The organism is Granulosicoccus sp. 3-233, from assembly GCF_052681095.1.
In genome coordinates this window covers 1-1,643 of the sequence record NZ_JBQYLE010000045.1, presented here as the reverse complement: position 1 = coordinate 1,643, position 1,643 = coordinate 1, and the positions used below count along the sequence as shown (strand labels likewise).

1 protein-coding gene is annotated in these 1,643 nt (G+C 52.0%); it reads right to left on the bottom strand.

Annotation, left to right across the window (positions count from 1 at the left end; all coding sequences use genetic code 11):
• Window positions 1-160 precede the first annotated feature (160 nt).
• Complete coding sequence (locus ACUNV4_RS30325) at window positions 161-1,483, bottom strand: transposase (protein ID WP_430882421.1); 1,323 nt, start codon at window positions 1,481-1,483, stop codon at window positions 161-163.
• Between the last annotated feature and the right edge of the window lie 160 nt (window positions 1,484-1,643).

Here is a 1,643-nt window from a genome sequence, read left to right as displayed (position 1 = left end):
AGTCAGCGATTCCCGGCCATCAGTCTTACTCAGCACTAAGATCCCGCCAGTTTATTGCGCCCACAGTAAACTCAACCGTAAACCGGCTTGCTGATACCTGTGGGGGTCGAGCGTTGATTATTCCTGTGTAGCGTGCCAAGGGTGTTGAATATCGTAACGGCTATGTCTTTCGCCGCACACTGATTAGTTCAGGCCCTTGCTGTGGAATGGCCCAGACATCCATCAATGTATCCCAGTCCGGCACTCGGAACTCAAAGAAGATGGCGCGATATTTCTCCCAGGCCGACTTCTTCGACTTCCAGCGCTCCAGAGCGCGTTGAAAAAGACGACAGGCGATTTGCTGCAATTGATCAATCAGGAAGGCCAGCAGCATCAACCCACCCAACACACTCGATAAGTATTGCGTTCCATGTCCGTAATTGTGTTCGAACCTATAGCTCTGATTCTTCAGCGTGTTGAAAACCTCGTTCTCGATTTTCCAACGCGTTCGTCCTGCCTGCACGATTTCCAGCGCATTGTGTGTATTGAGTGTCAGGTTGGTCACCCAGCTCCAGATCGTTTGCTTGCCTCGTTTGTCTACCTGCCAATACTCGATGAAGTTCACCATCAAGTCCGGATGAGAGGCATTGAGAGGCATCTGATTCGTAAAGCGATACCCGCGTGATGTGTTTGCAGAAGGGCTGTCCTCTTCCCACTCTGTGCAGCCACCCTGACTCATCCTGCGGGCAACTTCATCAAACACAGCAGCGTTGCTTCCAGGTTTGACACCGATGATGAAATCCATTTCATGCTTGGCCAGTAGCTCCAGATGAGGCCCATTGGCTGCCAGCGCATCCTCGAGCACGACGAAACGTCGTTTGGGGTACTGAGCTTTTATGCTGGGGATCAGTCGTTTGCCTGCATTGCGCTCACTGTCATTCTTGTTGGCTCCATCCTTTCGAGTGATGGGTTCGAAATCCACTGGCAGAGCCGCTTTGCTATCGGGGTGAACAATGGCACTAACCAGCATCTGGTGATAAAACTCCGGGCCATCCTTGTCGCTCTGAGTGCTCTTGGCTTTCTTCTCGCAACAGTGCTTGCAATGCACTTGGGTGGAAGAGAATGTTCCCGTTCCATCTATGGAGAGCAAATATTTCCCGTCCAGCCAGGTGAATTGTTCCAACGCACCGCCGCGCTGGGCGGCGCTGTGCAGTGCGCGAAAAGTGGGGCGAAGCTGCTCGGGTTTGACGGGATCCAAAATGGTTCTCATCTGTGTATCACAGGGCACGCGAGAGACCTCAAACAGGGTCAACAGATTGTGGCAAATCAGAGTTCTCTCGGCTCGTGCATCTTGATCAAACATCAGCAAGGAGGGATACTTCAACACGAACATCGCCAGAGCAGAACTGAGTGTATCGCTCATCGAATGCTGAACACTGGCTTGGCGGCGTGAGTCAGGAATGAGCGAGAATCTATCTCTGACGGTGGCCAGCAGGCCGGGCATTGAGAGGTCCTTGCGTAGGGTCGGTTCGGGAGCAGCCACAGAGTGTCAAATATCACAGAGCAAAGAGTCAGTGATAAAGATAGTCTACGAGAAGCTCAACGCCATCTCGTTGATAAGTGATTGATATTGCTCATACGATTTGCTCGCCGGGAATTGCTGG